General features: G+C 62.0%; 1 protein-coding gene. It reads left to right on the plus strand.

Annotated features, from left to right (window positions below):
- Positions 1 to 222: 222 nt before the first annotated feature.
- A partial coding sequence (locus AC1D0P_RS28215; protein ID WP_477679753.1) for an AraC family ligand binding domain-containing protein occupies positions 223 to 519 on the plus strand: 297 nt, incomplete at its 3' end.

The following is a 519-nucleotide window of genomic DNA, read 5'->3' on the forward strand; positions in this document are numbered from 1 at the left end:
GCCATTGGCTGGGTGCCGCCAGCGCCGTGACATGGCATTGGCCGACCCAGAGGTTCCCGGCCTCGAGCGCCTTGCGGCGGTTTTGTCCTGGTGTGATCGGTCCGTCTACCAGTTGATCCGCCGTCACATATCCGATTTCCTTGAAAAGCCCGGTGCTCATCTTTCCCACCTCGTTTGGAACCGCATCCTTGCAAGATGCAGACAAAAGCCTACACTTGCCGAATGGAAACATCTGGACAATTCCTGTCGCCAACCAGACAGGCCGAGATCCTGCCGTTCGAGACGGCTGAGCGACCGATCGTCGGTTTCGCGCATGACTATCCGTCCGGCCTGGCGACCGGCTTCCACAGCCATCCGCGGGCGCAATTGGTCTATGCGATTTCCGGCGTCATGCGCGTCGAAACGCGTGGCTCGAACTATGTGGTGCCGCCGACAACGGCGCTGCTGCTGCCGGCCGATGTGGAGCACGCGGTGCGGATGGACGGACCCGTCGCGATGCGGGAACTCTTCCTGCGCGAG

The sequence above is a fragment of the Polaromonas sp. P1_G2 genome, assembly GCF_056405515.1.